A 25188-nucleotide genomic window follows, 5' to 3' on the forward strand; every position below is an offset into this window, starting at 1 on the left:
CGGGTGTCAGGCCGCGATGCGGCGGCGGCGGCGGCGGCCGGCGGCCATCTCGGCCTCGCAGCGCTGCATCAGCGTCTGCGGCGTGTCGCCCGGTCCGGCCTGGGCATGGCTGATGTCGATCTGCAGCAGGCGATCGCCGCTCAGGGCCGACCAGTCGCGCTCCTGCACCGCCTGCGCGATGCGCTGGCAGATGCGCGCGGCATCATCGGCCGAGGCCTGCGGCAGCAGCACCGCGATCTGCTCGTCCGACCAGCGGGCCGCCAGATCGCCGGCCCGCAGCGTCAGTCCGATCAGCTGGCCAAAGGCGACGAGCACCCGTTCGTGCCGGGCCTGGGCGGGCGGATCGATGTCGCTGGCCGACAGCAGCAGCACCGCGCAGTCCTGATCCGCCGGCAGCGGCAGCAGGCGGTGCGCCTGCTGCATGAAGGCCTGCCGGTCTGGCAGCGCGGGCAGGTGCTCGGCGTGCTCGGGCACCAGCGCAGGCTGCACGCTGGCCTGCAGCTGCGTCAGATAGCGCGACAGCCGCGCCGAGGACGGCAGGCTGGCGCTGTCGCGGGCCTCCAGACCCTGACGCCGGCGCGCCATCTGCTCGGTGTCCAGACAGCGGGCCAGGCAGCGTTCGCCCAGATCCGCCAGTGGCCGATGACCGATCCGGGCCGCCTCGTCGGCCAGACGCAGCGCGGCGGCTTCCAGCGCCGCCGCATCCTGCCGGGCCTGCGCGATCAGCACGGCCACCCACAGCAGCGGCAGCTCGGTGTTCTCGGGTGCGGGGTCCGTGGTGTCCTGGCCGGGCGCCTGCCGGGGCGGCGGGCTGCTGCGCAGCCGGGCCAGATGCTGGCGCGCGGCGTCCGGCTCGCCGTCCAGCACCTGCTGCAGCGCCTGCAGCCAGCCCAGGTGCCAGGCGCTTGCCGCATCGGCGGGGCGGGTGCCCGCCAGGTCGATCGCCTGCCGCACCGTGCTCAGCAGCTGCGCATCGGAGGCGGCGCAGCCGTCGAGAAGCTGGCGAGCCAGCATGCTGCTGTGCTGAGGGTCCTGGCGCTCCGGTTCGTTCATGCATTCCCCATCTCGTGTCATCCGGTCTGCCCTTGTGGCGGCTGGCACGCGCCCCGGGCCTCTTCTCCTGCGGCAGCGCGGAGGCCTGCGGGCCACGATCCGCTCTGGATCCGGCAGAATCCGGCCGCGTCCACGACCATTCGTGCCGCTGCCGGATGATGGGAATTGAACCACAGCCGTACCCGGCCCCGATGTCTGCCCGGCTTCCTACTTGGTGCCGAACATCCGGTCGCCGGCGTCGCCCAGGCCGGGAACGATGTAGCCGTGGTCGTTGAGCTGGCGATCGATCGCCGCGGTGTAGACCGGCACGTCCGGATGGGCCTCGTGGAAATGCTTCAGGCCCTCGGGCGCCGCCAGCAGGCTGACGAAGCGGATCGAGCGCGGGCGGGTCTCCTTCAGCCGCTCGACCGCGGCCGCGGCCGAATTGCCGGTGGCCAGCATCGGATCGAGCACGATGGCATCGCGCTCGTGCATGTCGCCGGGCATCTTGAAGTAGTACTCGACCGCGACCAGCGTCTTGGGGTCGCGGTACAGGCCGATGTGGCCGACGCGCGCGCCCGGCACCACCTGCAGCATGCCGTCGAGAAAGCCGCTGCCGGCGCGCATGATGACGACGAAGACGGTCTTGCGACCCTCGATGACCGGGCTGAGCATCGTCTCGAGCGGCGTCTCGATCTCGATCATCTGCGTCGGCATGTCGCGGGTGACCTCGTAGGCCATCAGCATGCTGATCTCGCCGAGCAGGCGGCGGAAGCTGTTGGTCGAGCGGTCCTTCTGGCGCATCAGCGTCAGCTTGTGCTGCACCAGCGGGTGATCGACGACGTGGACCTGGCCGGCGCCGGGGGTGTTCATCGTGCTCATGGGGTCTCTCCTCGCGGGTTGCGGATCAGGTTGGGATCAGAAGACGGTGCCGTCGCTGGCGATGCGCAGTGGCGGCGCGCCGCCCGGCCGGCGCTCGGCGGCGATCTCGCGGCCGGCGGCCCAGCTGCCGCCCTCGAGCATGCACGCCAGCGGCAGCTGCTGCGCGTCGACGCCCAGCTCGGCGCGCACCAGCGGCGCCAGGTCGTCGAGCAGCGCCACCGTCAGCGCCCGCCACTCGATCACCCACGGATCGTCGACCGTCTTCGGCCGGGCGGCGAAGTCGGCCGCCAGCGGCACCAGCGCGCCGCCGTCGATCAGCAGGCCGCCGTTGCGGTATTCGGGCAGGCCGGTGAGCGCGTCCAGCCCTTCCACCGCGATGCCGGCCCACTCGAAGGGCTCCAGCAGCGAATAGGTCAGCCACTGCGACAGCTTGTGGAAGGGCACCCGGCCGGCGGCCGGCGCGTCCGGCGCACTGGCCTGCGGGTGCGGCCAGACATCGCCGATCGGCCGCCCGTCCAGACTCTGGCCCGAGGGCCAGATCGGCGCGAGCGACGCCAGCAGCTCGACCAGCAGCTCGGCGGCCTGCAGCGCCGGCGCGGTGCTCGAGCGCTGGCGCGCGCGCGCGGCCAGCCGGTCGAACAGGCCGCCGGGGCGGCCGTCGTCGCCGAAGCGCTCGGGCTGCGCCGCCATCACCGCGCCGAGCCGGCGCAGCAGCGCCGCGCGCCCCTCCAGGCCGACGAGCGGATTGTCCGGCCGGACCTGGAAGACGGCGGCCAGCGGCGCGGCCTCCATCCGGCCGAGCGCGCGGGCGTCGACCCGGCAGGGCTCGTCCGGCCGCGACGAGAAGGCACCGGCCGCGAAGGCGCGCAGCGTCGCCACCGCCAGGCCTTCCGAGCGCGCCAGGCGCTGGCCGGTCTCGGCCTCGTCGTAATGCCAGTCGGGGCCGGCGCCGGCATCGAGCAGCACGCTGATCAGCGCGAGATCGATGCGCGCACGCGCCAGACCGACGCTGCCGAGCGGGCGCAGCAGCGCGTCGATCTCGTCCTTGCGGTCGACGCCGCCGGCCTCGAAGTGGCGCCAGCGGCTGTGATACGGGATCTGCAGGTCGGGGAATCGCCGGCGCGTCAGGGCGGCGATGCGCTGCGCGATGGCCGGCAGCGCACCGCGGTCGATGCGGAAATGCGCCGAGTGGCCGCTCTCCACCGCGGCGGCGATCGCGTGGCAGCGCCGGCGCACGGTGGCCGGGTCGTTCAGCACGACCAGCGGGTCGGGGCGATGGTGTTCACTCAAGGCCGCGCCCCTTCACGGCGGCCAGATCCGCCTCGTCCGGCACCTCGCCGGTGGTGAAGTAGCCGGCGGCGATCTTGGCCTGGATCTCGACCATCGCGTCGGCCGGCACCAGCTCGTCCGGGATCTTGATGCGCTCGACCACCTCGATGCCGCTGCCGGTGATGGCGTCGAACTTGTCGTTGCTCATCGACACCAGCCGGTGGATGCGGCGGATGCCCAGCCAGTGCAGCACGTCGGGCATCAGCTCCTGGAAGCGCATGTCCTGCACGCCGGCCACGCACTCGGTGCGCAGGAAGTACTTGTCGGCCGAGTCGCCGCCCACCTGGCGCTTGCGCGCGTTGTAGACGAGGAACTTGGTGACCTCGCCCAGCGCGCGGCCCTCCTTGCGGCTGTAGGCGATCAGGCCGACGCCGCCGCGCCCGCCGTGCTCGACGCTCTGCGCGCCCTCGATGCATTCCTCGATCGCGTGCGTCAGGTAGGGGCGGCAGGTGCAGATGTCCGAGCCGAACACGTCCGAGCCGTTGCATTCGTCGTGGATGCGCGCGGTCAGCGTCACCGACGGATCGGCCAGGTCGCGCACGTCGCCGAAGACATAGAGCGTCTGCCCGCCGATCGGCGGCAGGAAGACCTCGATGTCGCTGCGGGTGACCAGCTCCGGGTACATGCCGCCGGTCTCCTCGAAGAGCGCGCGGCGCAGCTCGGCCTCGCTGACGCCGAAGCGCCGGGCCACGCCGGGCAGCCACCAGACCGGCTCGACCGCGATCTTGGTCACCGCCGCCGAGCCGTCCTCGAGCAGGATGCGGCCGTCGGGCTTCAGGCGCTGGAAGGCCATGGCCTGGCGCACCTCGGGCAGGTGGATGTGCGCCTTGGTGACGGCGATGGTCGGGCGGATGTCCATGCCGGCGGCGATCTGCTCGGCGAAGACCTCGGCGACCAGCGCGCCCCACGGATCGATCGAGACGATGCGCTCGGGCTCGGACCACTGCGGATAGGGGCCGATGCGGTCGGTCGGCGCGGTGTTGGTCAGGTCGGCGCGGTGGCCGCGCTCGAGGTTGCCGGCCGCCACCGCCAGCGCGCGGTAGACGCCGTAGCTGCCGCTGTGCGTGCCGACGACATTGCGCTGGTGGCGCGAGACGGTCGTGCCGACGACCGGGCCGCGCGCGTGCGGATCGGCTTCGCCCCAGCGGATCGGCGGGGCCCCGGCCGCACCCTGGCCGGGATGGGAGGTGAGCCGGATGTGGCCGGCCGGGGAGGGGGAAGGGTCGCGGGCCATGAGGGTTCCTCGGGTGTCAGTCGATGATCTGCAAGCCGCGTGCCCGCAGCTCGCCCAGCTGATGCCAGTGCGGTGCCACCGCGTCGCGCAGCGCCTGCTCGGGCAGGTCGGCGCTGGCGGGCAGTCCGGAGAGCGCCGACAGCGCCGCCGGTGCGCCCGGGCCGCCGTCCTCGTGCAGCAGCGCCTCGGTGGCGGCGCCCAGTGCGAGCAGCCGGCGCAGCATCGGCTCCAGCGGCGGGCGCTGCGCCGGGGCTCGCACCCGTTCCCGCACGAAGCTGACGACCGGCCCGGCCAGCCCCCAGCTGGCACACAGCACGCTGCCGTAGGCGGCATGTCCGATGCCCCAGGCGCTGGTCTCGGCCGCATCCAGCGCGGTGGCGTCGGTGCCGAAGGCCTCGAGCATCGCCTCGTAGGCCGGGCCCAGATGCGCCAGCATCAGCGCCTGGCCGCTGCGTGCGAACAGGCCCGCGGTGTGCGCCTGCAGCGGATCGACGCCCAGCGCTGCGGCGCTGCGGCCCATCAGCAGGCCGCTCAGCCCGGCGGTGCGCCACAGCGCGTTCATGCGCGGCGAGGGCGGGAAGGCCGCACGCAGCGCGCTGGCATAGCTGATCGCCACCACCTCCCGGGTGCCGAGATAGCGCAGTGCCTCGCCGACCGTCTCGACCCGCCGCAGCAGGCCGTACATCGCCGAGTTGACGGTGCGCACGACCGCGGCGGCCAGCGCCATGTCGGACTCGATCAGCGCGGCGATCTCCGGCAAGGCGCGCTCGTCATCGCGCATCAGGGTCTGCAGTTCCAGCAGCACACGCGGGCAGGCCGGCAGATCGGCCTGGAGGCTGCGCAACGGTGCGGGCAAGGGCACGTGCTTCTCCGATCCCCAAGACGGTGTTGAACAGGCCTTCAGCGTACGTCGGCTCACCCCGGTGGTGCATCTGGGGTGACCCGTGACGGTGCACTTTCCTGGCAAGTCCGGCAATGCAGCGCGCTCCGACGTGGTGTTTTCCCCGTGTGCGTCGTTGTCACGAGCGCCCCAGGCCCTTGCGGCACCGCAATGAAAATTGACCGGCACGACTTTTGCCTTCATATTTCCTTCGAAATCTGCTTGAATTCGTGACACTTGTCGCGCTTTGTGGGGTGGGGACTCTGATGGACACAGCCGTGAAACAGGAGATGGCAGAAATGGCAGGCGCGAGCCGGGTTGCTGCGCAATGTCGTGCGCCGTCCAGAGGCGCGATCCGTTTCGACGAAGTGCTGGCGGCGGCGGTGCGGCTGGCGCGCTGGCGCATGGGGGCCTGCGTCAGCTACCGGCCGGAGTCGGACGAGTCGCCCGCCGAGGTGGCCGCGCGTCTGATCGGCAGCATGGCCCGGCTGTCCGAGCTGCCTGCGGAGGCCGCGCTGCTGGTGCAGCCGGCCGCGCTGGGTCAGGACGCGGTGCAGATGATGCGGCTGCTGGCGGCGGCCCGTTCGCGGGCGATGCCGGTCACGCTGGATCTGGTGGCGCCCGAGGCGACCGGCCGGCTGATCGACCAGCTGGCGATGCTGCGCGTGCATCACGACCGCCTGGGGCTGTCGCTGTCGGCCGATCGAGAGTCCAGCCTGCACGATGCCGACCGCGCCTGCGAGGCCGGCGTGCGGCTGCGGCTGGTGCATGAGCGCTGGGCCGACACCGGTGCGGCGCGCCGCCAGTCGACCGAGGCCTTCGAGCGGCTGGTCGACCGGGTGGCCGGTCGTGCCACGCAGGTCATGCTGGCCTGCCACGACCCGCAGACGCTGGATCGCAGCGTCGAGCAGCTGCGCCGTGCAGGCAGCGCGGTCACGCTGGAGCTTCAGCCCGATCAACCTCGCCAGGGTGTGCTGTGGGTGGCCCGCAGCCGCCAGGTGCCGGTGCGCAGCCTGCTGCACTACGGCCGGCCGGCCGCACCGACGCGGCTGGGCACGCTGGCCCGTCAGCCCCGGGTGCTGTGGTGGTCGACGCTGAGCAGCAGCCTCAGCACGCTGCTGCCGGCCTGAGTCCCGCGGGCCGCGGCCGCCTCACACGCTGTCATCCGTCAGCGGACCGGTGTTTTCCAGGCTGTCGCCCAGGCGCAGCTGCAGGCTTTCCGGGCGCGGCACCGGCACGGCCCGAGCCAGCGCCATCCAGACCGCGAAGGGCAGGCCGGACTCCTGCGACAGCGGGCGCATCGGTGCCGGGCGCAGCGTGTGCAGCAGGCCGCCTCGCATCTCGATGACGCCGCATTCGGCCGGAATCTCCTCGGCTCGGGCGATGCCTTCGGCGAGCACGTAGTACAGGCCGCCGGCCATGTCGAGGTAGGCCGCCCGCTTGGTCGGCTGGCGCAGGTCGGCCAGCAGGTCGGCCCGGCTGACCTTGATCTCGTGCACCAGCGGCTGCAGATAGGCCGCCACCGAGGTGTGCCGCACCGAGAAGACATCGGGCATCGCCAGCTGCCAGGTCCGGTCATCGACCGGGCCGGGGTCGACCGAGGCGTCATGGGCCGACAGCTCCATCGGCACGGGCGTGCCGCCGCCGGATTCGCCCGGCACGCGGGCACGCAGCGTCAGGCCGCGCCAGGCGATGCGGCCTTCGCGGATCATGGCCAGCGCGACCTGCTCGACCAGGGCCTCGTGCGCACTGCGGGCGGCGCGGTTGCGCGCGGCGGAGTCGGCCAGCGCCTGGATGCCGGCATCGGTCACCCGGATGGTGCAGCGCCCGGCGCTGTCGTGATGACGCTCGAGCAGTCCGGCGGCCAGCAGCTCGGCCTCGAGAATGTCCTGCGCCGGCCAGCCGGCCGAGCGCCAGACCTCGCGCAGGCGCCGGCGGTGCGCGCTGGTCAGGCGCATCGGCGCCGGGGCGGGGCTCGGAACGGAATTCGGTGCGGGACTCGGGGCATCGGCGCTCATGCCCCCGAGCGTAACAAGATCGTGTGCCTCGTCACGGACAGCAAGCAGGGCGCCGAGGTCATTGCAGCTCACGGGCAGATTCCTCCGGCCTTCAACGGCTGCCGGCGGGCGGGAAGGCGCGGTCCCGGGGCTGGAAGACGGCCTGGCACAGGGCGGCCGGCACGCTGTACTCGGTGATCTCGAGGCCGGAGAACTCGCCCGGCTGGGTGTCGTACCAGGTCCAGCGGGCGTCCTCGGCGCTGATGGACGCCGGCACACGCGGGGCTGGCGCGCGGGTCGAGACCGGCATCAGGCGGGTGCCTGGCAGTCGGCCCAGTTCGTTCAGCAGCAGTTCCAGCGCGCCTCGAGCGGTCATCTCTTTCTCCCTGCGTGAATGAAGTCACGGCGTTTCTGAATGACGTTTCCGATCTGTGACGATTGTTTCACTCAAGGCTTGCCTGCGTGCATCGCTCCAACAGATGAAGCGTCGTGTCCGGCCGTCAACCGCCGAGGGCGTGCAGCACCAGTCCGATCAGCCCGCCCACCAGCGTGCCGTTGAGCCGGATGAACTGCAGGTCGCGGCCGATCGCCAGCTCGATCTCCTGCACCAGCTGCTCGTCATGCCAGCCGCGCACCGTGCGCGCGATGTGGGTGGCGGCCAGATCGCGCAGCGCCGGCGCGCTCTGCTCGACCACCGTGCGCAGATGCGCCTGCAGCGCGGCGCGCAGCACCGCGTCGTTGCCCAGCGCCCGGCCCAGGCGCTGCGCCGCCAGCAGCATCTGCTCCTGCAGCCGCGACTGCGGCGAGGCCAGATCGGCCAGCAGCCAGGCACGCAGCTCGTCCCACAGGCCGCGCACATAGTCCTGCAGCACCGGCTCGTGCAGCCAGCGGTCCTTGGCGGCATGGATGCGTGAGGCGAAGTCCGGGTCCTGGCGCAGCCGCTCGACCAGCTCGGCGACGCTGCGGTCGAAGGCCAGCCGGCGCGGATGCTGCGGATCCTCGCAGACCTCGTGCACCCAGCGGGTCAGGCCGCGTGCGGTCGCCGAGGCCAGCCGGCGGCCGAACTCGTCGGTGTCGGCGACCAGGCCGATGGTGCGCAGCACCAGTGGATATTCCTGTCCGGCGATCTCCAGCAGCACCGAGGCCAGCGTGCGCTGCACCGGTTCGCTGTCGACCTGCTCGGCCAGCTGCAGCAGCGCCTGCTCGAAGAGCTGCTGATGGCGGCCCTGCGCGGTCAGGGTGTCGAGCAGATCCCCGGCGGCATGCGACAGGTCGAGCCGCTCGAGCCGCTGCGTGACCGCCCCCTGCAGCAGGCCGCGCACCCGTGCATCGTCGATGCAGCCCAGCAGCACGCCGCCCAGGCCCTGCAGATGCGTCGCCAGCCGGCGTGCGTTGTCTTCGCGGGCCAGCCATTCGCCCAGCCGCGCCAGCGGATCGAGGGCATCCAGCCGGGCCAGCAGCGTCGGCGTGTCGAGAAAGCGGTCGCGCATGAAGACCGCGAACTGGTCGGCGAGCTGGGGCTTGCGCCGCGGCAGGATCGCGGTGTGCGGGAAGGGCAGGCCGAGGGGGCGGCGAAACAGCGCCACCACCGCGAACCAGTCGGCCAGCGCACCGACCACCGCCGCCTCGGCGAAGGCCGCCACCCAGCCCCAGAGGCCGCTGCGGCCCTGCTGGTGCGCCAGCGCCAGCAGCCCGGCGCACAGCACCAGCGCCAGCAGCGCCAGGTGCTTCATCCGGCGCAGCCGGGCGAGGCGCTCCTCGACCGGCGGGACCGAGGGAACGGACGGCGGGGGAGTCAGGGCCGGATCGCTCATGCACCGATTGTGCTCGGCCGCGGATGACGTGGGGCTGTCGGGGCCTGGGCCTGCCCGGTGGGCATGTCTGTGCGAATGCCGCACGATCATCACTGCAGAGTGCGCATGTCGCACGGATCGTCGGCCGCCTGGCCGCGCTTCCTAACCTTGACCGACATCAGATCCCGATGAACACCTCCGCCCCCCACCTTCCGCCGCTTCCCGAGACCGCCGACATCGCCGAGCGCGACCTGCTGGGCGGTCTGGAAAAGGGCCTGCGCGTCATCGAGGCCTTCGACCAGGACCGCCCGCGGCTGACGATCAGCGAGGTCGCGCTGCGCACCGGGCTCAGCCGCGCGGCGGTGCGCCGCTGCCTGCTGACGCTGGTGCACCTGGGCTACGCGCGCCAGGACGAGCGCCATTTCTCGCTCAGCCCCAAGGTGATGCGCCTGGGCCAGTCCTACATGCATTCGGCGAAGCTGCCGCGCGCGATCCAGCCGCAGCTCCAGCGCATCGCGATGGCGATGCATGAGGCCGGCTCGGTCGGCGTGCTCGACGGCGACGACGTGATCGCGGTGGCGGCAGTGACCGCCGGCCGGGTGGTGTCGTCGACGCTGCAGCCGGGCACGCGCGTGCCAGCCTACTGCACCGCCAACGGCCGGGTGCTGACCGCCTGGCTGCCCGAGCCCGAGCGCGAGGCCTGGCTGGCCCGGCAGACGATGGCCGCGCGCACCGTGCAGACCCTCACCGACCGCGACCGCCTGCGCGAGGAGCTCGCCCGCGTGCGTGCCCAGGGCCATGCGCTGGTCGACCAGGAGTTCGAGCCGGGCCTGCGCACCGTGGCCGTGCCGCTGTGCAACCGCCGCGGCGAGGTGGTCGCCTCGATGAATGTCAGCGTGCACGCCGCTCGCGTGTCGATTCCCGATCTGCTCGATCGCTGCCTGCCGATGCTGCTGCAGGCGCAGGAGCAGCTCAAGCCCTTGCTGTAGACCCCACCCCCAGGAGACACCCATGACCTTTCCCCGCCGCACCCAGGTCGTCATCGTCGGCGCCGGCCCGTCCGGCCTGCTGCTCGGCCAGCTGCTGCACAAGGCCGGCATCGACAACGTCGTGCTCGAGCAGCGCAGCCCCGACTATGTGCTCGGCCGCATCCGCGCCGGCGTGCTGGAGCAGGTCTGCGTCGACCTGCTCGACGAGGCGGGCGTGGGCGAGCGCATGCACCGCGAGGGCCTGGTGCACGATGGCATCGAGCTGGCCTTCGGCGGCCAGCGCCACCGCATCGACCTGAAGGCGCTGAGCGGCGGCAAGACGGTGATGGTCTACGGCCAGACCGAGGTCACCCGCGACCTGATGGACGCGCGCCGCGCCGCCGGCCTGCCCACCGTCTACGAGGCCGCCGACGTGGCGGTGCACGACTTCGACTCCACCGCGCCGCGGGTCAGCTTCCAGCTCGAGGGCGTGCGCCACGAGATCGCCTGCGACTTCATCGCCGGCTGCGACGGCTTCCACGGCGTGTGCCGCGCCAGCGTGCCGAAGGAGCGCATCACCCACTTCGAGCGCGTCTATCCCTTCGGCTGGCTGGGCATCCTGGCCGACGTGCCGCCGGTGTCGGACGAGCTGATCTATTCCAACCACGAGCGCGGCTTCGCGCTGTGCTCGATGCGCAGCAAGACCCGCGTGCGCCACTACGTGCAGTGCTCGCTGCAGGACAAGGTCGAGGACTGGAGCGACGAGCGTTTCTGGGACGAACTGCGCAGCCGCCTCGACCCGGCGGCGGCCGCCGCGCTGCAGACCGGCCCGTCGATCGAGAAGAGCATCGCGCCGCTGCGCAGCTTCGTCGCCGAGCCGATGCGCTTCGGCCGCCTGTTCCTGGCGGGTGACGCCGCGCATATCGTGCCGCCGACCGGCGCCAAGGGCCTGAACCTGGCCGCGTCGGACGTGCGCTACCTCAGCCGCGCCTTCATCGAGTTCTACGCCGACCACACCGAGGCCGGCATCGACGACTACTCGCGCAAGGCGCTGCGCCGCATCTGGAAGGCCGAGCGCTTCTCCTGGCACATGACCAGCCTGCTGCACAAGTTCCCGGCCGGCCCCGGCGACACCGGCGAGGTCGGCCACCGCATGCAGACCGCCGAGCTGGACTGGCTGGTCCACTCCACCGCCGGCATGACCGCGCTGGCCGAGAACTACGTCGGCCTGGCCTTCGAGGACTGAGCTTCGCCCCCAGCGGCCGGGCGCCGGGCTGTGGCAGGATACCCCCCTGCCTACACCTGATGCCATGACCGCTCCGTCCGTTCCCTCGATCGTCCCCACGCTGGCCGAGCGCCTGTTCGGCGCCTGGGTGCGCATCGTCTCGCCGGCGACGCTCAAGGCCGATGCGCAGGCCGGGCTGCTGGGCGCGCTGCTGGTGCTGCCGCAGGGCATCGCCTTTGCCTCGCTGGCGGGACTGCCGCCGCAGTACGGCCTGTACAGCGCGCTGGTGCCCACCGTGGTGGCGGCGCTGGCCGGATCGAGCTGGCATGTGGTGTCGGGTCCGACCAATGCCAACTCGCTGGCGCTGGCGGCGATGCTGGCGCCGCTGGTGGCGGCCGGCTCGCCCGGCTACATCGAGCTGGCGCTGATGGTGACGATCATGGTCGGGGTGATCCAGACCGCGGTCGGCGCACTGCGGCTGGGGCTGCTGGCGGACTTCATCTCGCCGGCGGCGCTGCTGGGCTTCACCAGCGGTGCGGCCTGCCTGATCGGCATCCACGCGCTGCGTGATCTGCTCGATGCCGGGGTGCCGCGCGGCCTGGGGCCCGGCGGCGTGCTGGTGCAGAGCGCGCAGCATCTGCCGCAGCTCAGCCCGGCCGCGCTGCTGACCGGGCTGAGCGCGCTCGGGGTGGCTGCGGCGCTGCGCCGGTGGCGGCCGCGCTGGCCCTTCATGCTGGTCGGGCTGGGTGCGGCTTCGGTGCTGGGCGCCTTGCTGCCGGTGCTGCTGCCGGGCTGGCGCGAGGTGCGCATTCTCGGCCCGCTGCCCTCGCCGTGGCCCGCCTTCCATGTCCCGCAGGTCGAATGGTCACGCCTGCCCGAACTGGTGGACAAGGCGCTGGCGCTGTCGATCATCGCGCTGGGCCAGTCGGTGTCGATCGCCAAGGCGATGGCGGCGCGCTCGGGCCAGCGCATCGACACCAACCGCGAGTTCCTCGGCCAGGGCCTGTCGAACCTGGCCGGCGGCTTCTTCTCCTGCTATCTCAGCTGCGGCTCGCTGAACCGCTCGGTGCCCAATCTGGAGGCGGGCGCGCGCACGCCGCTGGCCGGCGTGGCCTCGGCACTGTGGCTGCTGCTGCTGGTGGCGGTGTCGGCGCCGCTGCTGGCGCACATTCCGCTGCCGGCGATCGCCGGGCTGCTGATGCTGGTGGCCTGGACGCTGCTGGACCTGCCGCGCTGGCGCCGCCTGGCGCGCCTGGACCGCACCGACCTGGCGATCGCCGCCACCACGCTGGCGGCCACGCTGCTGCTGCGGCTGGAGATCGCGATCCTGATCGGCACCGGGCTGTCGCTGGTGGCCTATCTCTACCAGACCTCGCGCCCGGCGATGCGCACGATGGGCTTCGACAGCCGCCGCGCCGACCGCCGCTTCATCGTGCGCGACGACACACCCGGCGCGCTGCCCGAGTGCCCGCAGCTGAAGCTGCTGCGCATGGAGGGCGAGATCTACTTCGGGGCCGCCACCCATGTCGCCGAGCACCTGCACGCGTTGCGCCAGAACCATCCCGGCCAGAAGCACCTGCTGGTGATGAGCAAGAGCATGAACTTCCTCGACCTGGCCGGCGTCGAGCTCTGGGAGACCGAGCTGCGCGAGCGCCGCGCCGCTGGCGGCGACCTGCATTTCCACCGCCCGCGCCCGCAGGTGATGGCGATCTGGCGCCGCACCGGCTTCCTGGACCGGCTGGGGGCCGACCACATCTTCCCGGACAAGCAGCAGGCGATCGCCAGCATCTTCCGCCGGCTCGATCCGGCGGTCTGCGCGCGCTGTCAGGCACGGGTGTTCCGCGAATGTCAGCCGGACGACCCTGGCGCGGCGATCTGAGCCCTTCTCCCCCATTTCACGGAGTTCAGGGTTTTCCAGAAGCCGCTAGAGTGCGTGGAACCGCGCCCACCGGTGCTTTCCACCTCCTCTTCTGCGCACGCCGATCCTGGCGTGTGTTGCCCGCCGATGCCTTCTTCCGACACCCGCCCGCTTCAGGGCGTCCTGCTTGTCATTGCCGCGGTGGCGCTGTTCGCGTGCTTCGACACCGGCGTCAAGATCGCCAGCGCGCTGGCGCCGGTCGGGGTGGTGGTCTGGGCGCGCTATCTGTTCCAGGTCGGGGTGACCGCGGTGACGGTGCTGCCGCGCCGCGGCCGGGCGCTGCTGCGCACCGAGCGGCCGGGCCTGCAGCTGCTGCGCGGGCTGTGCCTGCTGTCGCTGAGCGTGCTGGCCTTCTTCAGTCTGCAGGTGATGCCGGTGGGCGAGTTCACCGCCATCGTCATGCTCACGCCACTGCTGATCACGCTGCTGGCGGCGCTGACGCTGGGCGAGCGCATCTCGGCCTGGCGCTGGCTGCTGCTGGCCGGCGGCATGGCCGGCGCGCTGATCGTCATCCGCCCGAAGGGCGAGGCGCAGGATCTGGGCTGGGCGGCGCTGCTGCCGCTGGGGCTGGTGGTGTCGAATGCGCTGTTCCAGATCATCACCAGCCGGCTGGCGCGCACCGAGGATCCGGCGACCACCCATTTCTACACCGGCCTGACCGGTGCGCTGCTGACCAGCGCGGCGCTGCCGTGGAGCTGGCAGCAGCTCTCGCCCACCACCTGGGCGCTGCTGGCGCTGCTGGGCGCGCTGAGCTCCTCCGGGCATTTCCTGCTGATCCTGGGCTACATGCGTGCCCGTGCGGCGACGCTGACACCCTTCCTGTATTTCCAGATCGTCTTCGCGACGCTGGTGGGCTGGATCGGGTTCGGCCATGCGCCCGATGCGCTGACGCTGCTCGGCATCGCGATCATCACCGGCTGCGGCGTGCTCGGCACCTGGCTGGCCAGCCGCGAGCCGGTGCCGACGCCGGCGCGCTGAATCGTGCCGAGCTCAGGGGCCTGGCACTGATCGTCCGGCGCACAGGCCCGGACAGTGGCGCTCCAGCAGCGAGCGGCGACACACCGCCGTCGGCCACAGGCAGGGCCACAGCAGCAGCGTGGCCGCCCCGAGCAGCAGCGCCGACAGCAGCGGGGGCGGCAGCGGCGGCTCGTGCGGCGGCTGCATTGCCCGGCGCATCCGGGCCTCCTGCATCGCATCGACGATGAGCCGGTGCAGCGGGCCGACATGCAGCAGCACCACCCCGATGCCGAGGTAGGCGCTCATCAGCCAGGTCAGGGCGTGGGACATCGAGACAGCACGGAGGCGGCCGGATTGGCCTCCCCGCATGCTGTCACAGTCCTGGATCCATGTGGTACCACTCAGTCACGGGGCTGCGGGCGCAGCACGTCCGCCCCGCCGCGCTCCAGGCGCTCGACCGCCTCGGCGCGCCGCGCCAGCACCGCGCGCTGGTTGATGTAGCCCTTGTCGGTGATCTCGCCGGCATCGACGCTGGGCGGCTCGTCGAGGATCAGCGCGCGCGTCGGCGTCTGCGAAGAGCCCCCGCCCTCGGCCTGCAGCGCGTGCAGGCCGGCGCGCAGATGGGCCTCGAGCTCGGCGCGCGGCAGCGCGCGGGCCTGCGGCGTCGGGAAGACCAGCAGGCCGATCTCCTCGCGGCCATGGCCGGTGACGACGACATCGGCCACATGCGGCGCCAGCGCGCTGACCGCACGCACCCGCAGCGTGCCGACGCTGACCCAGGTGCCGCTCATCAGCTTGAAGTCCTCGGCCACGCGGCCGTCGAAGAGAATGCCGCGCTCGGGGCGGGTCTCGTCGAGCAGCTTGGCGGCGTCGCCGATGCAGTAGAAGCCGTCGGCGTCGAAGGCCTGGGCGGTGACCTCGGGGGCGTGGCGGTACTCGGAGAAGATGTTCGGGCCGCGCACGCGGATCTCCAGCTTGCCACCGTTGGGCAGCAGCTTCAGCTCGACGCCCGGCAGCGGCAGCCCGATGCAGCCGGCGCGGTCGATGCGCCAGTGCACGCTGGTGACGGCGGGCGCGGTCTCGGTGGCACCCCAGGACGAGGTGAACCACAGCGGCCGGTTGCGCACCTTGGCGACCACCGCTTCGAGCCGCGCCCACAGGCTCTGCGGCAGCGCGGCGCCCGCGTAGAACACGCCTTCGAGGTTCTCGATCACGTCGCGGGCGAGCTGCTCGTCCGCTTCGAGGTAGGGCAGCAGCATGTCGAAGCCGCGCGGCACGTTGAAATGGAAGTTCGGCCGCACGTCGCGCAGATTGGCCACCGTCTTCTCGATCAGGCCCGGCACCGGGCGGCCTTCATCGACCCAGAGGCTGCCGCCGTGGGCGAGCACCATGTGGAAGTTGTGGTTGCCGCCGAAGGTGTGGCTCCACGGCAGCCAGTCGAGCAGGCGCAGCTGGTGGCGGGTGAGGAAGGGCCAGGCCTGCGCGATCTGCTTCTGGTTGGCGCAGAGCATGCGGTGGCTGTTGACGACCACCTTGGGCATGCCGGTCGAGCCGGAGGTCAGCAGGTACTTGGCCGGCCACTCGGGACGGATCGCGGCGAAGGCGGTCATCACCGCGGGTGTCTCCTCGCGGTCGAGCAGCGCGGCGAAGGGCTGGGCGCCCAGCACCGCCGGCACCGCAGCGCGCTCGGCCCGCGCGGCGCGCCAGGACTGCACCGCCGGCCCGTAGACGCCCGGATCGCTGGCGAAGATCAGGCCCGGATCGAGCGCATCGAGAATGGCGTGGATCTTGGCGAAGTCCTTCGTCAGACGGCAGTAGGCGCTCGACACCGTGCAGGCCACCCGGCCCAGGTGCATCGTCGCCAGCATCAGCAGCGCATGGTCGACGCTGTTGTCCGACAGGATCACCACCGGCTTGTCGGCGGGCAGGTTCAGGTCGAGCTGCGCCTGCGCCAGTCGGCCGACCGCATCGCGGGTCTGGCGGTAGGTGAGCTGGCGCCAGCCGCCGGTGGCATCGCGTTCGGCGAGGAAGACCGCGTCGGGCGTGGTCTGCGCCCAGTGCTCCAGCCACTCGCCGATGCAGCGCACGAAGGGCTGCAGCGGCTCGGGCGAGCGCAGGATGAAGCCCCCGCCGGGCAGGTCTTCGCGCAGCACCCGCGGCGGGGCGAGGGCGGCGGCGTCGTCGAACAGCATCAGGTCCATGTCGTGTCTCCTTGTGTTCTTGTCTCTTGTCGGGGCAGACCTCAGACGCCGAGGTAACCCGCCAGTTCTGAACTGCCGCGCAGCGCCTCGGACGGCCCCTCCAGCACGATGCGCCCCTTCTGCATCACCACCAGCCGATCCGACTCGTTGCAGACCTTGCGGTAGTCGCGGTCGACGATCAGCGTCGCGATGCCGGTGCGGCGGATGCTGGCGATGACGCGCCAGATCTCGGCGACGATCAGCGGCGCCAGGCCCTCGGTCGCCTCGTCGAGGATGATCGCGTCGGGGTTGGTCATCAGCGCCCGGCCGATCGAGAGCATCTGCTGCTCGCCGCCGGAGAGCTGGCTGCCCAGATTCGTCAGCCGCTCGGACAGGCGCGGGAAGGTCTCCATCACGCGCTCGTAGGTCCAGTCCTTCTGACCCCGGGTGCCGGCGCGGGCTGCCATCACGAGGTTCTCGCGCACCGTCAGCGTCGGGAAGATGCCGCGGCCTTCCGGCACATAGGCCACGCCCAGCTGCGCGACCTGGTGCGGCATGCCTTTGGACAAGTCCTTGCCCGCCACCTGGATGCGCCCCTCGCGCTGGCGCACATGGCCCAGCAGCGTGCGGATCAGCGTGGACTTGCCCATGCCATTGCGCCCGAGCAGGCCGACCGTCTCGCCCTTCGCGAGCTTGAAGTCCAGGCCGTGCAGGATGTGGCTGCTGCCGTACCAGGCTTGAACACCCTGCGCGTCAATGATCAGCGGCGTCGATGCGGAAGAAGGTACCGACATCAGTGGCCTCCCAGGTAAGCGGCCTGCACGTCACGGTTCGTGCGCACCTCGTCGGGCGTGCCGGTGGCGATCACCGCGCCGTTGACCATCACGGTGATCCGGTCGGCCACCGCGAACACCGCGTCCATGTCGTGCTCGACCAGCAGGATCGCGTGCCCCGTCTTCAGCGCGCGCAGCAGATCCAGCATCCGGTGCGACTCCTCCGGCCCCATGCCCGCCAGCGGCTCGTCCAGCAGCAGCACCCGCGGCTCAGTCGCCAGGCACATCGCGATCTCCAGCTGACGCTTCTGGCCGTGCGACAGGCTGGCCGCCGTGCGCTGCGCAAACGCGGCGAGGCCGGCGCGCTCGATCGCTGCCTTCGCCCGCCCGGTGCTGGTGCGGCACGCCTGCGCCGACTCCCACCACGCCCACGGCCGCTGCACGCGGGCCTGCGCGGCGAGCCGGCAGTTCTCCGCCACCGTCAGCGGCAGGAAGATGTTGTTGCGCTGGTAGCTGCGGCCGATGCCGGCGTGCGCCAGCTTCGGTTGCGGCCAGCGCGTCACGTCCTGACCGTCGAGCAGCACCTCGCCGCTGCTGGGCGGCAGCTCGCCCGAGAGCAGGTTGATCAGCGTCGACTTGCCCGCGCCGTTGGTGCCGATGACGGCGTGGATCTCGCCCTCAAACAGCGCGACCGACACCTCGCTCACCGCCACCAGGGCGCCGAAGCGGCGGGTGAGGCCGCGGGCTTCGAACAATGCGGCGCTCATGCGGCCTCCTTGCGCTGCTGCAGCCGTGCCCACAGCCCGGCCAGCCCCTGCGGCAGCAAGGCCACCGCGACGATGATGAAGCCGCCGAACAGCAGCTGCCAGTGCTTGGTCAGCGCCGAGAACACTTCCGACAGCAGCACGAACGCGAACGCCCCCGTCACCGCACCGCCCAGACTGCCCAGCCCGCCGAGGATGATCATCACCAGCGCGTTGCCGCTGTAATGCCACGACAGGATCTCGGGTGTGACGAAGCCGTACTGCGCCGCATAGAGGAAGCCGCCCAGCCCGGCCAGCATCCCGGCGACGACGAAGCTCGCCAGCTTGTAGAGCAGCGTCGAGTAGCCCGCGGCCCGCATGCGCTGCTCGTTGTGCTTGATGCCGACCAGCGCGTGCCCGAAGCGCGAGCGCAGCAGCAGCGCCAGACTCCCCAAGGCCAGCACCAGCGCGCCCAGTACGAACCAGTAGAAGCTGTTCGCCTTCTCCAGGTCGATCCACTGCCAGCCCGCGATCGCGAAGTCCGGCTTGAAGTAGACATAGGCACCGTCGCTGCCGCCGGCGATCTTCGTGTCGTGGAAGACGAAGTAGACGAGCTGCCCGAAGGCCAGCGTCACCATGATGAAGTAGATGCCCTGCGTGCGCATCACCAGCGCGCCGATGACCAGCGCCAGCAGCGCTGCCCCGGCCGTGGCCGCCAGCAGCATCAGCCAGCCGTTGCCGGCCTCCGACATCGGCGCCAGCATTGCCACCGCGTAGGCGCCGAAGCCGAAGAACGCCGCGTGCCCGAGGCTGACCAATCCGGTGTAGCCGACCAGCAGCTGCAGGCTGGCCGCGAAGATCGACATGATCATCACCTTGGCGAGCAGCTCGGTGTGGAACTTGCCGCCGATCGGCTCCGGCAGCAGCGGGAACACCGCCAGCAGCGCGAAGGCGAGCACCCAGGCGACCACGGACAGCGACGAAAGAGGTTTGCTTGAAGTCATCGCCTTGTCACCCTGCCTTGAACAGACCGGCCGGGCGCCACAGCAGGATGGCCGCCATCAGCACATAGACCAGCGCCCCGGCCCCTTCCTGCCAGAGCACCTTGCCGAAGGTGTCGACGAAGCCGATCAGCAGCGCGGCGATGAGCGCGCCCTTGATCGAGCCGATGCCGCCGATCACGACCACCACGAAGCAGATGATCAGCACCTGCCCGCCCATGCCCGGATACACCGAGGACACGGGCGCGGCGATCATCCCGGCGAACACGGCGAGCGCCACCCCGACCGCGAACACCACCCGGTACAGCAGCGTGATGTTGATGCCCAGCGACTGCACCATCTCGCGGTTGGTCGCCCCGGCGCGGACCATCATCCCCAGTCGGGTCTTGCTGATCAGCAGGTACATCCCGAGCGCGAGCAGCAGGCACACGCCCGAGACGAACAGCCGGTAGACCGGGTAGGTCATGCCGTTGCCGATGGCGATCGAGCCGGCGAGCAGCTCGGGGATCGCCACGCCATGCACGTCGTCGCCGACCAGGATGCTGCGCAGCTCCTCGAACACCAGGATCAGCCCGTAGGTCATCAGCACCTGCTGCAGGTGCTCGCGGTCATAGAGGTAGCTGAAGAACACCCACTCCAGCACGTAGCCGAAGGCCACCGCCAGCACGATGCCGACCAAGAGCGCCAGCGGCAGGCTGCCCAGCAGCGAACTCAAGCTGAACGCCAGGTAGGCGCCGATCATGTAGAAGCTGCCGTGGGCGAGGTTGATCACGCCCATGATCCCGAAGATCAGCGTCAGCCCCGAGGCCACCAGGAACAGCAGCAGGCCGTACTGCACGCTGTTCAGGCACTGGATGAGGAAAGTGGTGAGGTCCATGGGGACGGTGGCGGTGGGCGGTGCGTGGGTCCCCGCCTGCGCGGGGATGACGCCCGGTCCTTCTCCGTCATCCCCGCGCAGGCGGGGATCCACGACAAGGACCGGACAAGGGATCAGAGCCGGCAGCCGCGCGCCGGGTCAGCCAGACCCTTGACCGCGATGCCCACGTTCCTGTTCACCTTGCCGCTGACCTCGCGCAGGTAGATGTCCTGCACCGGGTTGTGCGCCCGGCTCAGCGTGAAGGCGCCGCGCGGGCTGTCGATCTTCGCGCTCGCGATGGCCTTGACCAGCGCGTCGCGCTGCTTCATGTCGCCCTTGACCGCGTTGACGCCGGCCGCCAGCATCTGCGCCGCGTCGTAGCCCTGCACCGCGTAGACATCGGGCTGCAGCTTGTAGGCCTTGGCGTACTGCAGACGGAAGGCCTTGTCCTTCGGATTCGCCAGGTCGTCGGCGTAGTGCAGCGTCGTCAGCAGGCCCTGCGCGGCCGCGCCCTGCGCCTCGAGCGTGCCATCGGTCAGGAAGCCCGCGCCGATCAGCCGGATGCTGCTGCCCAGCCCGGCCGCCGCCCAGTCCTTGACGAACTTGACCGCGCCGCCGCCGGCGAAGAACACGTAGACCGCGTCCGGCTTGAGCGCGGCCACCTCGGTCAGCAGCGCCTGGAACTCGACATTGGGGAAGGGCAGGTTCAGCTCCTTGACCACCTTGCCGCCGCCGGCCTCGAAGCCCTCCTTGAAGCCGCGCACCGACTCGTCTCCGGCGGCGTACTTCCAGGTCAGCGTCACCGCAGTCTTGATCTTCCTGTCGGCGGCGACCTTGCCCATCGCGAAGCCGGGCTGCCAGTTCGAGAACGAGGAGCGGAAGATGTTGGGCGCGCACAGCGGGCCGGTGATCGCGTCCGCGCCGGCGTTGGGCACGATCAGCAGCGTGTTGTTGTCCTTGGCGACCTTGGCCATCGCCATCGCCACGCCCGAGTGCACCGTGCCGATCATCACGTCGACGTTGTCGCGCTTGACCAGCTTGTTGGCGTTGTCCGAGGCCTTGGCCGGGTCGGACTCGTCATCGACCTTCACGAACTCGACGGTCTTGCCGGCGAGCTTGCCGCCCTGCTCGTCGATGTACTGGCGAAAGCCGTTCTCGATGGCGGTGCCCAGCGCCGCGAAGGTGCCGGTGTAGGGCAGCATGAAGCCGACCTTGATCTTGTCCTGCGCGCTGGCTGGAGCGGCGGCGGCCGCCAGCAGCGCGCTGCCGAGCAGGGTGCGGGCCAGGAGGGAAGGGCGGATGCGCATGGCGTGTCTCCTCGTTGTGGTCGGGTCAGGCTTCAGGGCGTCGTTCAGGGCGTCATTCGGGGGGGCGAGCCGTCGTGACGCTGCAGGAAATCGCGGGTGGCCTCGATCAGGGCCTGCGGCTGGTCGCGGTGCGGGCTGTGGCCGCAGGCCGCCAGCTTCAGCAGCTCGGTGCGGCGCGACGGGCGCAGCGCGGCGATGCGCTCGATCTGCGCCATCGTTCCGTACTCGTCGTCCTCGCCCTGCACCGCCAGCACCGGGCAGGTGATGCGGGCCACTTCCGCCTCGAGGTTCCAGTCGCGGAAGGCCGGGTCGAGCCAGATGTCGTTCCAGCCGAAGAAGGCCGAGTCGGGGTCGGCGTGGTGGCGGGCCAGCCGCGCGCGCAGGTCGGTGCGCTCGTAGGCGACGCGGGCCTGGCGGATGCTGTCGATCGTCAGGTCCTCGACGAAGAGGTGCGGCGCGGCCACCACCAGCGCGGCGACCCGCTCGGGGTGCGCGGCCGCGTGCAGCAGCGCGATCGAGCCGCCGTCGCTGTGGCCGAACAGCACGCAGGGCCCGGCCACGCCCAGCGCGTCGAGCAGCGCCGGCAGCAGCTCGCGCGCCTGGCGGTGCATGAAGTCGGGCGCCCAGCGCTCGTCCGGCGGGCGCGGCGTCGAGCGGCCGTAGCCCGGGCGCGAGTACACCCAGCCGGTGCGGCCCAGCGCGGCGCACAGCCGCGCCGGGAAGTCGCGCCACAGCGACAGCGAGCCCAGGCCCTCGTGCAGGAAGACCAGCGGCGCGCGTGCCGGGGCGCCCGCCGGCGCGTCGATGCGCGCCCACTCGATCCGAACCGGCCGGCCGGCCTGCTCGAGCGTGACGAATCCGGTGGCGTCCATGGCGCGGTGTCTGGTCTCAGGTCGAGGCGCGGGCCTGCGCCTGTGCCTGCGCACGCTCGCGCTCGCGCAGCCGGAAGCGCTGGATCTTGCCGGTGGCGGTCTTGGGCAGCTCGTCGACGAACTCGATCTGGCGCGGGTACTTGTAGGGCGCGAGCCGGTCCTTCACGAAGGCCTTCAGCTCGGCCTCGGTGGCGCCGCCGGGCTCCTTCAGGATCACGAAGGCCTTGGTCTTGGTCAGGCCCTCGGCGTCCTCCACGCCGATGACCGCCGCCTCCAGCACCGCCGGGTGCTGCACCAGCGTGGCCTCGACCTCGAAGGGGCTGACGTAGATGCCGCTCACCTTCAGCATGTCGTCGGAGCGGCCGCCGTAGGTGTAGGTGCCGTCGGGGTTGCGCACGTACTTGTCGCCGCTCTTGGTCCAGCCGCCCTGGAAGGTCTCGCGGGTCTTCTCGCGGTTCCCCCAGTACATCATCGCGGCGCTCGGGCCCTGGATGTAGAGGTCGCCGGGCTCGCCCTCAAGCACCTCGCGGCCGTCGTCGCCGCGCAGCTCGACCCGGTAGCCCGGCACCGGCCGGCCGGTGGTGCCGTAGCGCACGTCGCCGGGGCGGTTGCTCAGGAAGATGTGCAGCATCTCGGTCGAGCCGATGCCGTCGACGATGTCGACGCCGAAGCGGGCCTTGAAGCGCTCGCCCAGCTCGGCCGGCAGCGCCTCGCCCGCCGACGAGGCCAGGCGCAGCGCCACCGCCTCGCGCGCCGGCAGCTTCGGATGCGCGAGCATGCCGGCATAGCCGGTCGGCGCGCCGAAGAAGACGCTCGGGCGCACCCCGCCCACGCCGCCGAGCCAGCGCTGGAACACCGCCTCCGGCGTCGGCCGCTCGGCCATCAGGATCGTCGTCGCGCCCACGCTGAGCGGGAAGCTCAGGCCGTTGCCCAGCCCGTAGGCGAAGAAGAGCTTGGCGGCGGAGAAGCACACATCGTCCTCGCGCAGGCCCAGCACCGCGCGGCCGTAGAGCTCGGCGGTCCAGTAGGGGTTGCCGTGCGAGTGCACCGTGCCCTTGGGTCGGCCGGTCGAGCCGGAGGAATAGAGCCAGAAGCCGGGCGCGTCCGGTCCGGTGGCCGCTGCCTTCTGCGCCGGCGCGTGCGCGGCCAGGAAGGCCTCGAGCTCGACCTCGGACGGATGCAGCGGCGCCACCGGCCGTGACACGATCACCTTGCCCACCTCGTGGTCCGACTGGACCAGCGCGGCGTTGAGCGTCGGCAGCAGCGCGCCCGACACCAGCACCGCCTGCGCCCGCGAGTGCTCGAGCATGTAGGCGTAGTCGTCGGCGGTCAGCAGCGTGTTGACCGCCACCGGCACGATGCCGGCGTGCATCGCGCCGAGAAAGCTCACCGGCCAGTCGTTCACGTCCTGCATCAGCAGCAGCACGCGCTCTTCCCGTTTGATGCCCAGCCCGCGCAGGCCGCTGGCCAGGCGGCGCACCCGCTCGTCGAGCGCGCGGAAGGTGAGGGTGCCGAGATCGTCGACGAAGGCCGCCTTGTCCGGCCGGCCGGCATTGAGCGCGAGCAGGTGCTGGGCGAAGTTGAAGTCCGCGCCGGGCGCGGCGACGGGCAGGTCGGTGGGGTCGCTCATGGCGGGTCTCCTGGATCAGGCGGCAGACGGCGTCGGCGGGGTCAGCCGCGACAGCACGGTCGGCGCGGCCTGCACGGCGGCGCGCCGGTGATGGAAGTTCAGCGCACGCAGGCCGCCCAGCTCCTCGCCGCCGCCGGCGCGGCCCGGGCCGCCGTGCAGCGACTGCGGCATGACGTTGCCGTGGCCGGTGTGCAGCGCGGCCACCGCCGGCGTCACCACATGCACGCGGCCGTGCACGGCCGCCAGGTCGAGCGCGGTGGCGGTCAGCGCGTCGGCGGCCGCGTCGTCGTCCTCGCCGTACAGCGAGCAGGCCAGCGAGCCCTCGCCGCGGGCGACCAGCGCGCGGGCATGGTCGAGGTCGCGGTAGGGCATCAGCGTGGCCACCGGGCCGAAGACCTCGGTGGTGTGCAGCAGCGCGTGCGCGTCCGGGTCGCGCGAGCCCAGCAGCACCGGCGCCACGCAGGCGGCCACCGCCGGATCGGCATCGACCAGCGCGGCGCCGCGGCCGTCGTGCAGCGTCTCGGCCACGCGCTGGAGCTGCGCGATGCCGGCCTGCACCGCGTCGAACTGCGCCCGGCTGACCAGCGCGCCCATGCGCACCGACTCGTTCCTCGGGTTGCCCACCGTGACCCGGGCCAGCCGCGCGCCGATCGCCTCAGCGGCCGCGCCGTAGAGCGCCTCGGGCACCAGCACGCGGCGGATCGCAGTGCATTTCTGGCCCGACTTCTGCGTCATCTCGCGGGCGACTTCCTTGACCAGCAGGTCAAAGGCGGCGCTGCCCGGCGTGGCGCCCGGCATCAGCAGGGCCGAGTTGACACTGTCGGCCTCGATGTTGACCCGCACCGAGCGCTCGGCCACCGCCGGGTGGCGGCGCAGCAGCGCGGCGGTGTCGGCCGAGCCGGTGAAGCTCAGCCCGTCGAAGGGCTGCAGCGCATCCAGCAGCCCGGCCGAGCTGCCGCACACCACGTTGAGCGCGCCGGCCGGCAGCACGCCGGCGTCGATCACGTCCTGCACCATGCGCTGCGTCAGCCACGCGGTCGCGGTGGCCGGCTTGACCACCACCGGCACGCCCGAGAGCAGCGCGGGCGCGGCCTTCTCCCACAGGCCCCAGGCGGGAAAGTTGAAGGCGTTGATGCACAGCGCCAGCCCGCGGGTCGGCACCTGCACATGGCGGCTGCCGAAGGCGCCGCCCTTGGCCAGCGCGACGAACTCGCCGTCGGCCAGCACGCGTGCGTCGCCCAGCGCCTCGCCCAGCTTCGCGTAGACGCCGATCGTGTAGATCGCGCCGTCGATGTCGACCGCGGAGTCGTTCTTCACCGTGCCCGAATTGGCGGTGGAGAGGGCGAAGTAGGCGTCGCGGCGGGCCTGCAGCACCTGGGCGACGGCCTTGAGCAGACCGGCGCGCTCGCGGTAGCTCAGCGCGCGCAGGGCCGAGCCGCCCAGCGTGCGCACCCGCTCGAAGCCGCCGGACAGATCCAGGCCGGTCGCGTCGACCCGCACCAGCGCGTCGCCGAGCACCGGATCGAACAGCGTCGTGCCGGCACCGGTGCCGACATGCCGCTGGCCGCCGAGGTGGTTGGGCAGCAGCTCGGCTGGGGAGGCGTTCATGGC

The 25188-nt window shown here is 71.7% G+C and carries 23 protein-coding genes; 5 read left to right on the forward strand and 18 right to left on the reverse strand.

Annotation, left to right across the window (positions count from 1 at the left end; translation table 11 throughout):
• Positions 1–6: 6 nt before the first annotated feature.
• The 5 genes from HZU84_RS09420 to HZU84_RS09440 form a co-directional block, all read right to left on the reverse strand.
• Entirely contained in the window at positions 7–1053 is a 1047-nt protein-coding gene (locus HZU84_RS09420) for a diguanylate cyclase domain-containing protein (RefSeq protein ID WP_180692868.1), read from the reverse strand.
• A gap of 207 nt (positions 1054–1260) precedes the next feature.
• Positions 1261–1914 carry a uracil phosphoribosyltransferase gene (gene upp / locus HZU84_RS09425; protein ID WP_149502023.1) on the reverse strand — a complete coding sequence of 218 codons (654 nt, stop codon included), beginning with the start codon at positions 1912–1914 and terminating at the stop codon, positions 1261–1263.
• Positions 1915–1950: 36 nt separating this feature from the next.
• Positions 1951–3204: a URC4/urg3 family protein gene (locus tag HZU84_RS09430; RefSeq protein ID WP_149502025.1), complete on the reverse strand. Its 1254-nt coding sequence runs from the start codon at positions 3202–3204 to the stop codon at positions 1951–1953.
• A complete protein-coding gene (locus HZU84_RS09435; RefSeq protein WP_149502028.1) occupies positions 3197–4477 on the reverse strand; it encodes a GTP cyclohydrolase II in 1281 nt (426 codons plus the stop codon). Before HZU84_RS09435 ends, HZU84_RS09430 begins: the two co-directional genes overlap by 8 nt.
• A gap of 16 nt (positions 4478–4493) precedes the next feature.
• Positions 4494–5333: an HDOD domain-containing protein gene (locus HZU84_RS09440; RefSeq protein ID WP_180692869.1), complete on the reverse strand. Its 840-nt coding sequence runs from the start codon at positions 5331–5333 to the stop codon at positions 4494–4496.
• A gap of 323 nt (positions 5334–5656) precedes the next feature.
• Here HZU84_RS09440 and HZU84_RS09445 point away from each other — a divergent pair, with 323 nt between their 5' ends.
• Positions 5657–6487, forward strand: coding sequence for a hypothetical protein (locus HZU84_RS09445; protein WP_149502032.1), 831 nt, complete (start codon positions 5657–5659; stop codon positions 6485–6487).
• Between the two features lie 21 nt (positions 6488–6508).
• Here HZU84_RS09445 and HZU84_RS09450 read toward each other — a convergent pair whose 3' ends face one another.
• From HZU84_RS09450 to HZU84_RS09460, 3 genes are all read right to left on the reverse strand, one after another.
• The gene (locus HZU84_RS09450; protein WP_219340912.1) at positions 6509–7375 is read right to left on the reverse strand and encodes a hypothetical protein; all 867 of its coding nucleotides are present in this window, start codon (positions 7373–7375) and stop codon (positions 6509–6511) included.
• 91 nt (positions 7376–7466) lie between these two features.
• Positions 7467–7730: a hypothetical protein gene (locus HZU84_RS09455; RefSeq protein ID WP_149502034.1), complete on the reverse strand. Its 264-nt coding sequence runs from the start codon at positions 7728–7730 to the stop codon at positions 7467–7469.
• 124 nt (positions 7731–7854) lie between these two features.
• The gene (locus tag HZU84_RS09460; RefSeq protein WP_149502036.1) at positions 7855–9168 is read right to left on the reverse strand and encodes a DUF445 domain-containing protein; all 1314 of its coding nucleotides are present in this window, start codon (positions 9166–9168) and stop codon (positions 7855–7857) included.
• A gap of 167 nt (positions 9169–9335) precedes the next feature.
• Between HZU84_RS09460 and HZU84_RS09465 the strand changes: the two genes are divergently transcribed.
• From HZU84_RS09465 to HZU84_RS09480, 4 genes are all read left to right on the forward strand, one after another.
• Complete coding sequence (locus HZU84_RS09465; protein WP_149502038.1) at positions 9336–10136, forward strand: IclR family transcriptional regulator domain-containing protein; 801 nt, start codon at positions 9336–9338, stop codon at positions 10134–10136.
• Positions 10137–10158: 22 nt separating this feature from the next.
• Positions 10159–11361: a 4-hydroxybenzoate 3-monooxygenase gene (gene pobA, locus HZU84_RS09470; protein ID WP_149502040.1), complete on the forward strand. Its 1203-nt coding sequence runs from the start codon at positions 10159–10161 to the stop codon at positions 11359–11361.
• A gap of 64 nt (positions 11362–11425) precedes the next feature.
• Entirely contained in the window at positions 11426–13219 is a 1794-nt protein-coding gene (locus tag HZU84_RS09475) for a SulP family inorganic anion transporter (protein ID WP_149502042.1), read from the forward strand.
• 126 nt (positions 13220–13345) lie between these two features.
• On the forward strand, positions 13346–14236 hold the full coding sequence (locus HZU84_RS09480) for a DMT family transporter (RefSeq protein ID WP_149502044.1): 891 nt from the start codon (positions 13346–13348) through the stop codon (positions 14234–14236).
• 12 nt (positions 14237–14248) lie between these two features.
• On the opposite strand, the gene HZU84_RS09485 is transcribed toward HZU84_RS09480, so the two are convergent.
• The 10 genes from HZU84_RS09485 to HZU84_RS09530 form a co-directional block, all read right to left on the reverse strand.
• Positions 14249–14545, reverse strand: coding sequence for a hypothetical protein (locus HZU84_RS09485; RefSeq protein WP_149502046.1), 297 nt, complete (start codon positions 14543–14545; stop codon positions 14249–14251).
• A 71-nt stretch (positions 14546–14616) separates the two neighbouring features.
• Positions 14617–16416: a feruloyl-CoA synthase gene (locus tag HZU84_RS09490; protein WP_149502048.1), complete on the reverse strand. Its 1800-nt coding sequence runs from the start codon at positions 16414–16416 to the stop codon at positions 14617–14619.
• Between the two features lie 41 nt (positions 16417–16457).
• Positions 16458–17189 carry an ABC transporter ATP-binding protein gene (locus HZU84_RS09495; RefSeq protein ID WP_149502050.1) on the reverse strand — a complete coding sequence of 244 codons (732 nt, stop codon included), beginning with the start codon at positions 17187–17189 and terminating at the stop codon, positions 16458–16460.
• Positions 17189–17935: an ABC transporter ATP-binding protein gene (locus HZU84_RS09500; protein WP_149502052.1), complete on the reverse strand. Its 747-nt coding sequence runs from the start codon at positions 17933–17935 to the stop codon at positions 17189–17191. Before HZU84_RS09500 ends, HZU84_RS09495 begins: the two co-directional genes overlap by 1 nt.
• A complete protein-coding gene (locus tag HZU84_RS09505) occupies positions 17932–18915 on the reverse strand; it encodes a branched-chain amino acid ABC transporter permease (protein WP_149502054.1) in 984 nt (327 codons plus the stop codon). The genes HZU84_RS09500 and HZU84_RS09505 overlap by 4 nt, the downstream gene beginning before the upstream one ends.
• 7 nt (positions 18916–18922) lie before the next feature.
• Positions 18923–19789 (reverse strand): branched-chain amino acid ABC transporter permease, encoded by an 867-nt coding sequence (locus tag HZU84_RS09510; RefSeq protein ID WP_149502056.1) that lies wholly within the window; start codon positions 19787–19789, stop codon positions 18923–18925.
• A gap of 113 nt (positions 19790–19902) precedes the next feature.
• Entirely contained in the window at positions 19903–21075 is a 1173-nt protein-coding gene (locus HZU84_RS09515; protein WP_149502058.1) for an ABC transporter substrate-binding protein, read from the reverse strand.
• 44 nt (positions 21076–21119) lie between these two features.
• Complete coding sequence (locus HZU84_RS09520) at positions 21120–21947, reverse strand: alpha/beta fold hydrolase (protein WP_149502060.1); 828 nt, start codon at positions 21945–21947, stop codon at positions 21120–21122.
• Positions 21948–21963: 16 nt separating this feature from the next.
• On the reverse strand, positions 21964–23577 hold the full coding sequence (locus HZU84_RS09525; protein ID WP_149502063.1) for a benzoate-CoA ligase family protein: 1614 nt from the start codon (positions 23575–23577) through the stop codon (positions 21964–21966).
• 15 nt (positions 23578–23592) lie between these two features.
• A complete protein-coding gene (locus HZU84_RS09530; protein ID WP_149502065.1) occupies positions 23593–25185 on the reverse strand; it encodes a 3,4-dehydroadipyl-CoA semialdehyde dehydrogenase in 1593 nt (530 codons plus the stop codon).
• Positions 25186–25188 lie beyond the last annotated feature (3 nt).

The sequence above is a fragment of the Sphaerotilus sulfidivorans genome (assembly GCF_013426975.1).
In the GTDB taxonomy this organism is placed as follows: domain Bacteria; phylum Pseudomonadota; class Gammaproteobacteria; order Burkholderiales; family Burkholderiaceae_C; genus Sphaerotilus; species Sphaerotilus sulfidivorans.

Coding starts and splice junctions, on each gene's coding strand:
- HZU84_RS09500 (WP_149502052.1), bottom strand. CDS start 17,935: ATGAGCGCCGCATTGTTCGAAGCCCGCGGCCTCACCCGCCGCTTCGGC.
- HZU84_RS09485 (WP_149502046.1), bottom strand. CDS start 14,545: ATGTCCCACGCCCTGACCTGGCTGATGAGCGCCTACCTCGGCATCGGG.
- HZU84_RS09510 (WP_149502056.1), bottom strand. CDS start 19,789: ATGGACCTCACCACTTTCCTCATCCAGTGCCTGAACAGCGTGCAGTAC.
- HZU84_RS09495 (WP_149502050.1), bottom strand. CDS start 17,189: ATGTCGGTACCTTCTTCCGCATCGACGCCGCTGATCATTGACGCGCAG.
- HZU84_RS09520 (WP_149502060.1), bottom strand. CDS start 21,947: ATGGACGCCACCGGATTCGTCACGCTCGAGCAGGCCGGCCGGCCGGTT.
- HZU84_RS09445 (WP_149502032.1), top strand. CDS start 5,657: ATGGCAGGCGCGAGCCGGGTTGCTGCGCAATGTCGTGCGCCGTCCAGA.
- upp (WP_149502023.1), bottom strand. CDS start 1,914: ATGAGCACGATGAACACCCCCGGCGCCGGCCAGGTCCACGTCGTCGAT.
- HZU84_RS09530 (WP_149502065.1), bottom strand. CDS start 25,185: ATGAACGCCTCCCCAGCCGAGCTGCTGCCCAACCACCTCGGCGGCCAG.
- HZU84_RS09420 (WP_180692868.1), bottom strand. CDS start 1,053: ATGAACGAACCGGAGCGCCAGGACCCTCAGCACAGCAGCATGCTGGCT.
- HZU84_RS09460 (WP_149502036.1), bottom strand. CDS start 9,168: ATGAGCGATCCGGCCCTGACTCCCCCGCCGTCCGTTCCCTCGGTCCCG.
- HZU84_RS09465 (WP_149502038.1), top strand. CDS start 9,336: ATGAACACCTCCGCCCCCCACCTTCCGCCGCTTCCCGAGACCGCCGAC.
- HZU84_RS09505 (WP_149502054.1), bottom strand. CDS start 18,915: ATGACTTCAAGCAAACCTCTTTCGTCGCTGTCCGTGGTCGCCTGGGTG.
- HZU84_RS09455 (WP_149502034.1), bottom strand. CDS start 7,730: ATGACCGCTCGAGGCGCGCTGGAACTGCTGCTGAACGAACTGGGCCGA.
- HZU84_RS09490 (WP_149502048.1), bottom strand. CDS start 16,416: ATGGACCTGATGCTGTTCGACGACGCCGCCGCCCTCGCCCCGCCGCGG.
- HZU84_RS09435 (WP_149502028.1), bottom strand. CDS start 4,477: ATGGCCCGCGACCCTTCCCCCTCCCCGGCCGGCCACATCCGGCTCACC.
- pobA (WP_149502040.1), top strand. CDS start 10,159: ATGACCTTTCCCCGCCGCACCCAGGTCGTCATCGTCGGCGCCGGCCCG.
- HZU84_RS09480 (WP_149502044.1), top strand. CDS start 13,346: ATGCCTTCTTCCGACACCCGCCCGCTTCAGGGCGTCCTGCTTGTCATT.
- HZU84_RS09525 (WP_149502063.1), bottom strand. CDS start 23,577: ATGAGCGACCCCACCGACCTGCCCGTCGCCGCGCCCGGCGCGGACTTC.
- HZU84_RS09450 (WP_219340912.1), bottom strand. CDS start 7,375: ATGAGCGCCGATGCCCCGAGTCCCGCACCGAATTCCGTTCCGAGCCCC.
- HZU84_RS09475 (WP_149502042.1), top strand. CDS start 11,426: ATGACCGCTCCGTCCGTTCCCTCGATCGTCCCCACGCTGGCCGAGCGC.
- HZU84_RS09515 (WP_149502058.1), bottom strand. CDS start 21,075: ATGCGCATCCGCCCTTCCCTCCTGGCCCGCACCCTGCTCGGCAGCGCG.